Source organism: Micromonospora costi (assembly GCF_003626655.1).
Lineage (GTDB): Bacteria > Actinomycetota > Actinomycetes > Mycobacteriales > Micromonosporaceae > Micromonospora > Micromonospora costi.
Genome location: NZ_RBAN01000017.1, coordinates 1 through 8245 on the forward strand (window position 1 = coordinate 1; position 8245 = coordinate 8245).

An 8245-nucleotide genomic window follows, 5' to 3' on the forward strand; every position below is an offset into this window, starting at 1 on the left:
GGCTCCGCGATCATTCCGCGGGGCCTGCACTCGGCCCGCACCCTGGCGGGCTGGTGCCTCGGCCGTCGCGGATAGTCAACGCCGCCGACCCGGCGGCGATTCCGGGCCCGGGATGCCACCGGTCACACCCACAAACCACCCACACCCACCCAGCCCGCCACGACCCACCCGTCACCGCGGTCGGCTTGTCCCGCCGCGGCCGTGTCGGGCCGCTGGGGCGGATCTCCTCACCAGCGTGATGCCTCAGAGGCATAAATGTGCCTCTGAGGCATCACCCTCCGGTGGAAGGCTGCCCCGCCGACAGGCCCGCGAACCGGACCCAACCCCCAAACCGGCCGCCGGGAGCCGGTGATCGACTCGACATCCTGGAAGTCGCGGTGTCCACCCCGCCAGGACACCGCGACATACACGGAACCCGTGTCGATCACCTCTGCGAGCCGCGCCATCAGGGCATGATCCGCACCAGATCGGCGATGTGGCGGGATCTCGGACACAAGGACCCCGCCACATCGGCGAAACGGAGTCGATCAAGCCCCGGAAATCGGCCCGCCGCCTGCACGTCGCCGATCGCTGTGCGCGCGATCGGACCGGCGGGCGTTACCCTGACACCATGCAGGGCACCTCCAGCACCGTGTCCGGCGTGGCCTACCTAGCCCGCCCGGGTCGCCCTGCCGTCGTCACCCGCACCCTCGCCGAGCTCGCCGGGCCCACGCGCGGCGTCGTCGAGCTGCCGGTACGGCTCATGTGGAACGCGGACCGCACCTTCGACCTGGGCGACCCCGACCAACTGCTGTGGCTGTACGAGAACGTGCTGCGCGAGACCACCCGAGCCGAGGACCTGCGCGCACTCGTGAACGGGCGCACCCTGCGCCGGGTGTGGCGGCTGCTCAACCTGCCCCGGGGCGTACGCCAGGCGTGGGAGACCCGCCACCGCGTGCTGCGTACGGCGTGACCATCCCCCACCTCCACGAGTTCTACCGCGAGGTGGCCCGGGTGGCCCTCTCGGCGGCCGGGCCGCACCGTTTCGTGCTCGGCGGTGGCGTGGCCTGGGCCGTGCACGGGCTGGTGGCCCGCCCGACCGAGGACGTGGACCTCTTCGCCGACGTGGAGGGCGCGGCCGCCGCGGCGGCCGCCGGGGTGCGCACGGCCCTGGAGCGGGCCGGTTTCGAGGTGACCGACGCCGACCCGGACAGCGAGCTGGCCGACCTGTTCGAGGGGTACGACCGCGACCTGAAGGACTTCGTGGTGAGCCGGGACGGCCGGCAGATCCGGCTGAGCCTGGCCCGCCTCGACCGGCACCGCAGCCCGGTGGTCATGGACCTCGGCCCGGTCATGGACGTCCGGGACCTGATGGCCAACAAGGTCGCCGCGCTGGTCAACCGTCGTGAGGTGCGCGACTACATCGACGTCTCGGCCGCCCTCGAACACTACGGTGTGACCGAGCTGCTGGACCTGGCCCGGCAGGTCGACCCGGCGCTGGACCCGGAGGACGTCCGAGCCGCCGGCCGCTACCTGGACCGCATCCCCGAGCAGCGCTTCGCCCGCTACGGCCTCGACGCCGCGGCCGTCGACCGCGTCCGCGAACGCCTCGCCGCCTGGCCCCGCTGACGGCGGCACGACGCCGGCCCGGCCCGGCCCGGCCTGCTCGCTCAGGTGATGGGACGGCCGCCGGTCACACCCAGCACCTCCCCCGTGACGAAGCTCGACTCCTGCGAGGCGAAGAAGACGTACGCGGGGGCCAGTTCGGCCGGCTGCCCCGGCCGTCCGATGGGTGAGTTGCTGCCGAACGACTCGACCGCCTCCTCGGGCATGGTGGCAGGGATCAGCGGCGTCCACACCGCGCCGGGCGCGACCGCGTTGACCCGGATCCCCCGGTCCGCGAGGCCGGCCGCGAGGGCCTTCGTGAAGTTCGCGATGCCCGCCTTCGTGGTCGCGTAGTCGAGCAGCTGCGGCGACGGCTCGTACGCCTGGATCGACGCCGTGTTGATGATGACCGAGCCCTCCGGCAGGTGCGGGACGGCCGCCCGGCAGAGCCAGAACATCGCGTACAGGTTCGTCTTCATCACCCGGTCGAACTGCTCGGTGCTGATGCCCAACAGCCCCTTCTCCTGGGACATCTGGTAGCCGGCGACGTTCACCAGGATGTCGAGCCCGCCGAGGTCGGCCACGGCGCGGTCCACCAGCGCCACGCAGTGCCGCTCGTCGGTCAGGTCGCCCCGGACGGCCACCCCGCGCCGGCCGGCCTCCTCCACCAGCCGGACGGTGTCCCGCGCGTCCCCGTCCTCCTCCTCGCCGAGGTACGAGATCAGCACGTCGGCGCCCTCCCGCGCGAACGCGATCGCCACGGCCTTGCCGATGCCCGAGTCACCACCGGTGACCAGCGCCCGCTTGCCGGCGAGCTTGTCGCTGCCCCGGTACGACTGTTCCCCGTGGTCGGGTCGCGGCACCATTCGGCCCGTGGCGCCCGGCGGCGTCTGCTGCTGCTTCGGCTGGCCCGACTGCTGGCCGTACTGGCCGGTCGGGTCCTGCTGCGTGTACTGGTCCTCACTCACCGGCGTCTCCTCGCGCACCGAAAACCGGGTCCCCGGTGGCCCTACCCTGGGCCGGCCGCCGGAAACGGTGCAGCGACGTTGACCCTGCGTGACGCCTCGGGCCGCTGTGACAGGAGGGACGGCCGGTGGTTATGGTGCGCTCGGCGCCCACCACAGCGCGTTCACCCCATGGAAGGGCACGACAAATGACCTCTCCCTCCGGTCCCTCGCGCCGGCAGGTGCTGGCCGTCGCGGCCGCGGCGGCCGCCGCCCCGCTGGTCGCCGCCACGCCCGCCCGCGCGGCCGGCGCGGCCGGGAAGCGCACCTGGGACCTCACCCTCCTGGGTACGTCGGACACCCACGGCAACGTCTACAACTGGGACTACTACCGCGACGCGGAGTACGACGACAGCAAGCACAACGACATCGGCGTCGCGAAGCTCGCCACCCTGATCAACCAGATCCGGGCCGAGCGGCGCGGCAAGGCGACGCTCGTACTCGACGCCGGCGACACCATCCAGGGCACGCCGCTCGCCACCTTCTACGCCAAGCAGGAGCCGATCACCAGCACCGGTGTGAAGCACCCGATGGCGCGGGCCATGAACATCATCGACTATGACGCCGTCACGCTCGGCAACCACGAGTTCAACTACGGCCTGCCCCTGCTGGACCTGTGGATCCGGCAGCTCGGCTTCCCGGCCCTGGCCGCGAACGCCATCAACGCGAAGACCGGCAAGCCGGCCTTCCTGCCGTACGTCATCAAGAAGGTCTCCCTCGGCTGGGCCGCGCCGACCCTGCGGGTCGGCATCCTTGGCCTGACCAACCCCGGCGTGGCCATCTGGGACCGGGGCAACGTCGAGGGCAAGCTGCGGTTCGACGACATGATCGCCACCGCCGCCAAGTACGTGCCGATCATGCGGGCGCGGGGCGCGGACATCGTGCTGATCTCGGCGCACGGCGGTGACAGCGGCACCTCCAGCTACGGGCCGGAGCTGCCGAACGAGAACCCGGTGGCGCTCATCGCGCAGCAGGTGCCGGACATCGACGCGATCCTGTTCGGCCACGCCCACAACGAGGTGGTCGAGCGGTTCGTGACCAACGAGCGGACCGGCGCGCAGGTGCTGCTCTCCGAGCCGTCGAAGTGGGGCCAGCGCCTCACCCGGATGGACTTCACGCTGGCCCGCGAGCACGGCCGGTGGACGATCACCAAGAAGTCCGCCACGATGCTGAACACCAACACCGTGGTGGAGGACCCGAAGGTCCTCGCCGCCGTGCGGGCCCAGCACCAGAAGACCGTGGCGTACGTCAACCAGGTCGTGGCCCAGGCGACGGTCGAGATGTCCACCGTGGAGTCGCGGTACAAGGACACCCCGATCCTCGACTTCATCAACCACGTCCAGGCCGAGACCGTCACCAAGGCCCTGGCCGGCACGCAGTACGCCGACCTGCCGGTGCTGTCGCAGGCCTCGCCGTTCAGCCGTACCGCGGTGTTCCCGGCCGGTGACGTGAAGATCCGCGACGTGGCCGGCCTCTACGTCTTCGACAACACCCTCGAGGCGGTCGTGCTCAGCGGCGCCGAGGTGCGGGCGTACCTGGAGTACTCGGCGAAGTACTTCACCACCCTCGCTCCCGGCGCCCCGGTCGACCTGGAGAACATCAGCGACCTGTCGGTGCCGGACTACAACTACGACGCCCTCTCCGGCGTCGACTACGACATCGACATCTCCAAGCCCGTGGGCCAGCGGATCACGCGGCTCGTGCTCGCCGGCACGGACACCCCCGTGGCCGACGACGCGCAGTTCGTGATGGCGGTGAACAACTACCGGCGCAGCGGCGGCGGGAACTTCCCCGGCATCGTCAAGACCCAGGTCTACAACGAGCAGCAGGAGATCCGCCAGCTGCTGATCGACTGGGCGCAGGCCAAGGGGACCATCGACCCGGCCGACTTCTTCCGGCCGAACTGGCGGTTGGTGCGCGAGGGCGTCCCGGTCTTCTGACCGGTACGCAACGACGGGCCGCGGGCGTCAGCGTCCGCGGCCCGTCCGTGTCTCCGGCCGCGGGTCGCGTCAGCCGGCGCCGCCGTGCCGCAGGTCCCAGCGGTCCGGCTCCTCGGCGGGACGGCCCCGACCCGGGTCGGTCTCGGTCAGCTCGACCCGCTCCTCGGGGCGCACGGCGGGCGGCAGTTCACCGAACCGCACGTGCCGCAGGAAGGCGTACTCGTCATCGGTGAACCGCGGTTCGCCCGGCGTCTCGTCCATCGGCCACCTCCTTCGACCAGAACCATTCTCGCGCCGCCGGCGTGAGCCGGGCGAGCATCCGTTCCGCCGCCCCGCAGCTCCTCCGACCGGTGCCCGCTCCCCCGTCCGTGCGGTCGACGGCGTCACACCCGCTAGGGCATCCTAGGATCCTGGGTGACAGGCGGGGCGAAGGGACATGCGGCCCGACCCGGCGGTCGAGGACGACTCGGATCAGGCTCGGCGCGGCTCAGGCCTACGCGCTCAGGACGGCACGCGGGCCGGCCGGCGCGGCGCCGGCAGACGCTCCAGCAGCGAGAGGACCGCCCGCACCGACGGCCGCGCCAGCGCCTCGTCGAAGCTCGCCCGCCCCTGGCAGAACCGTACGAACATCTGCCATCCCGGCGGCGTGGCGACCAGCGCGTGGAAGACCTCCGGCCGCTGCGAGAAGAGGTCGAGCAGCCGATGACCGGCGCGCATCGACGGCAGCAGCCGCTCGGCGACCGCCCGGTCGTAGCCGGCCAGGTCACCCGCGGCGACGGCCTCCCCGGCGAGCGCCCCCGAGCGCAGCGCGTAGCTGATCCCCTCGCGGCTCCACGGCTCGAGCAGACCCGCCGCGTCCCCGGCGACCAGCACCCGGCCGCGACGCAGCGGCGAGTCCTCGGCCCGGCAGCGGGTCAGGTGCCCCGAGTCGTGCGCCGCCGGCGCGTCGGTCAGACCCAGCCGCTCCACGAACCGGCGCAGGTACTCCCGGGTCCGCTCCCCCTCACCCCGCCCGGCGATGACGCCGACCGTGAGGCGGTCGTTCTTCGGGAACACCCAGGCGTACGACCCGGGCAGCGGACCCCAGTCCAGCAGCACCCGCCGCCGCCACCGCTCCTGCTCCTGCGGCGGCACCTCCAGCTCCAGTTCCAGACCCAGATCCACCTGCCGGTAGGAGACGCCCACGTGACGGGCGGTCACCCCGGACGACCCGTCCGCCCCGATGACCGTACGGGCCTGCACGGTCGTACCGTCCGCCAGCCGCAGGCGTACGCCGTCCGGGTCCTGCTCGATCGCCCGGACCGCGACCCTCTCGCGGACCTCCGCCCCGGCGGCGACCGCGGCCGCGCGCAGCCGGTCGTCGAACTCCTCCCGCCGCACCATGGTCACCAGTGGACCCCGGTGCCGGCGGGTGAACTCGCGCCGCCCGTCGCGGGTGAACGTCACCCGGTCCACCCGGTCGTGCGCGGGCACCTCGATGCGGCCCTGCACGGCGGCCAGCGAGGTGCCGATGAGGCCGCCCCCGCACGTCTTGTACCGGGGGTGCGCGGCCCGCTCGACCACCAGCGTGCGTACGCCCGCGCGGGCCGCGGCGTGGGCGGCCGAGAGCCCCGCGGGGCCGCCGCCGACGACGGCCAGATCCCAGACGATCACGGAAGCAGCCTAGGGCACCGGCGGGCGGAGACGACCGGCGGCGCGGCCGCGCGACCCCTCGATCGGGTGGGCATCTTCGGTCACCCAGGGGGTAACCGGCGCAGCGCAACCGCCTGCGCGAAGGCGTACGGGAGCGGAGGAGGAAACCATGCAGCAGGTGCAACTGTCGGACCTCGAAGAGCGGGTGTACCAGGCGGTTACCGCGTTGGAGGCCCGCGGCCAGGTACCCTATCCCGACATGATCGCGGAGGAGTCCGGCCTCACCGTGGAGCAGCTGCAGACGCCGCTGCACCTGCTCACCGAGAAGAACCTGCTGCACCGGGAGGACTCGCCGATGGCCGGGCTGGACTTCGGTCCCCGGTTCTGCGCACGCCAGATGGCGTGACCGACCGTCCCGCCACGATTCGCCCCCCGGCGACCGGGGTAGCGGTCAGGAATGCATGATCGACGGCCCACGGGGGGCACGATGAGCGCGGCGGGCACGCCGCAACAGGCCGACATCGACCCGGCCGAGAACCGCCGACGGTGGCAGGCCCTCGGTGTCGGCCTTGTCGCCGCGTTCATGACGCTGCTCGACGTGAGCATCGTCAACGTGGCGGTGCCGTCCCTCGATCGGGCGCTGCACGCGTCCCCCAGCGACCTGCAGTGGGTGCTCTCCGGGTACGCGTTGACCTTCGGTCTCGCCCTGGTTCCCGCCGGTCGTTTCGGCGACGCCCGCGGCCGGCGCAACGCGTTCGTCTTCGGCATCGCCCTGTTCACCATCACGAGCGCGTTCGCCGGCCTCGCCCCCTCCCCCACCTGGCTGGTCATCGCCCGGCTGTTGCAGGGCGCCGCGGCCGGCATCGTGAACCCCCAGGTCACCGGCGTCATCCAGGAACTGTTCCGCGGGCCCGAACGCGCCCGGCCCTTCGGGCTCCTCGGCGCCACCATCGGGATCTCCACCGCCGTCGGCCCGCTGCTCGGCGGGCTGCTCATCGCGCTCGGCGGCCAGGAGCACGGCTGGCGGTACGTCTTCTTCGTCAACGTGCCCGTCGGCATCATCGCGGTCATCCTCGGCTGGCGGCTGCTGCCTGCCCGGGTGAAGGGGCACGGGGACCGGCACCGCCTCGACCCCGTGGGTGTGGTGCTGCTCGGCGTCGGGGTGCTGCTGGTGCTGCTGCCGCTCGTACAGGAGCAGCAGTGGCACGGGCTGTGGAAGTGGGCGCTGATCCCCGCCGGGCTGCTCGTGCTCGTCGCGTTCGCCCTGTGGGAGCGACGGTACTCGCGGCAGCGGCAACCCCTGTTCGACCTGCGCCTGTTCGGCTTCCGGTCGTACGTCCTGGGCTCGCTCATCGCGCTCATCTACTTCGGCGGGTTCACCGCCATCTTCTTCATCTTCACGCTGTTCCTGCAGAACGGGCACGGGTACAGCCCGCTCATCGCCGGCCTGGCCATCACCCCGTTCGCGCTCGGCTCGGCGGCCGCGTCGGCGCTCGGCGGTCGCGTCGTCAACCGGCTCGGACGGCCCCTGGTCGCCGTGGGGCTGCTCGCCGTGGTGCTCGGTCTCGCCGGGACGGCGCTGGCCCTGCACCTGTTCCCCGACGCACCGGTGCCGTGGGTGACGGCCGCGCCGCTGCTGCTGGCCGGGCTGGGCAGTGGCCTCGTGATCGCACCCAACCAGACGCTCACCCTCTCCGAGGTCCCCGTACCGCAGGCGGGCAGCGGCGCGGGGATGCTCCAGACAGGCCAGCGGATCGGAGCGGCGGCCGGTATCGCCGCCGTCGGCTCGGTCTTCTTCGCCGCCCTCGCCAGCACTCACGGCAACTGGACGAGCGCGTTCGAACGTTCCCTCATCATCGCCACCGCGATCATCGCGCTGGCCCTGATCGCGGCGGTGGTCGACATCCTCCTCGGCCGACGTCACCACTGAACCCGCCGTGGCGTCCGCGCCGGACGCCGATACGCCGCTGGCCGGCACCCCGTGTGTGGGGTGCCGGCCAGCGTGTTGTTCATGTGTGTGGTTGTCAGCTGTTCCAGTGCTGGGCGACCAGGTCGGCGGCCTGCTGCTCCCACTGCGCGTACGCG

The 8245-nt window shown here is 72.3% G+C and carries 8 protein-coding genes; 5 read left to right on the plus strand and 3 right to left on the minus strand.

What is annotated here, in order from left to right; genetic code table 11:
* The first annotated feature begins 610 nt into the window (after positions 1-610).
* Together D7193_RS33080 and D7193_RS33085 are read left to right on the plus strand one after the other, a co-directional pair.
* Positions 611-952, plus strand: coding sequence for a hypothetical protein (locus D7193_RS33080; protein ID WP_120783617.1), 342 nt, complete (start codon positions 611-613; stop codon positions 950-952).
* A complete protein-coding gene (locus tag D7193_RS33085) occupies positions 949-1608 on the plus strand; it encodes a nucleotidyl transferase AbiEii/AbiGii toxin family protein (RefSeq protein WP_338324154.1) in 660 nt (219 codons plus the stop codon). Before D7193_RS33080 ends, D7193_RS33085 begins: the two co-directional genes overlap by 4 nt.
* Positions 1609-1649: 41 nt before the next feature.
* On the opposite strand, the gene D7193_RS33090 is transcribed toward D7193_RS33085, so the two are convergent.
* A complete protein-coding gene (locus tag D7193_RS33090; RefSeq protein ID WP_120783618.1) occupies positions 1650-2552 on the minus strand; it encodes a glucose 1-dehydrogenase in 903 nt (300 codons plus the stop codon).
* Between the two features lie 185 nt (positions 2553-2737).
* Here D7193_RS33090 and D7193_RS33095 point away from each other — a divergent pair, with 185 nt between their 5' ends.
* The gene (locus D7193_RS33095; protein WP_120783619.1) at positions 2738-4528 is read left to right on the plus strand and encodes a bifunctional metallophosphatase/5'-nucleotidase; all 1791 of its coding nucleotides are present in this window, start codon (positions 2738-2740) and stop codon (positions 4526-4528) included.
* 69 nt (positions 4529-4597) lie between these two features.
* Here D7193_RS33095 and D7193_RS33100 read toward each other — a convergent pair whose 3' ends face one another.
* Positions 4598-4789: a hypothetical protein gene (locus D7193_RS33100; protein WP_120783620.1), complete on the minus strand. Its 192-nt coding sequence runs from the start codon at positions 4787-4789 to the stop codon at positions 4598-4600.
* Between the two features lie 240 nt (positions 4790-5029).
* Complete coding sequence (locus D7193_RS33105; RefSeq protein WP_120783621.1) at positions 5030-6181, minus strand: geranylgeranyl reductase family protein; 1152 nt, start codon at positions 6179-6181, stop codon at positions 5030-5032.
* 148 nt (positions 6182-6329) lie between these two features.
* Between D7193_RS33105 and D7193_RS33110 the strand changes: the two genes are divergently transcribed.
* Positions 6330-6566, plus strand: a complete 237-nt coding sequence (locus D7193_RS33110; RefSeq protein ID WP_120783622.1) for a hypothetical protein — start codon at positions 6330-6332, stop codon at positions 6564-6566.
* Between the two features lie 81 nt (positions 6567-6647).
* Positions 6648-8090, plus strand: coding sequence for an MFS transporter (locus D7193_RS33115; RefSeq protein WP_120783623.1), 1443 nt, complete (start codon positions 6648-6650; stop codon positions 8088-8090).
* Positions 8091-8245: the final 155 nt, after the last annotated feature.

Coding starts and splice junctions, on each gene's coding strand:
- D7193_RS33080 (WP_120783617.1), top strand. CDS start 611: ATGCAGGGCACCTCCAGCACCGTGTCCGGCGTGGCCTACCTAGCCCGC.
- D7193_RS33095 (WP_120783619.1), top strand. CDS start 2,738: ATGACCTCTCCCTCCGGTCCCTCGCGCCGGCAGGTGCTGGCCGTCGCG.
- D7193_RS33100 (WP_120783620.1), bottom strand. CDS start 4,789: ATGGACGAGACGCCGGGCGAACCGCGGTTCACCGATGACGAGTACGCC.
- D7193_RS33110 (WP_120783622.1), top strand. CDS start 6,330: ATGCAGCAGGTGCAACTGTCGGACCTCGAAGAGCGGGTGTACCAGGCG.
- D7193_RS33115 (WP_120783623.1), top strand. CDS start 6,648: ATGAGCGCGGCGGGCACGCCGCAACAGGCCGACATCGACCCGGCCGAG.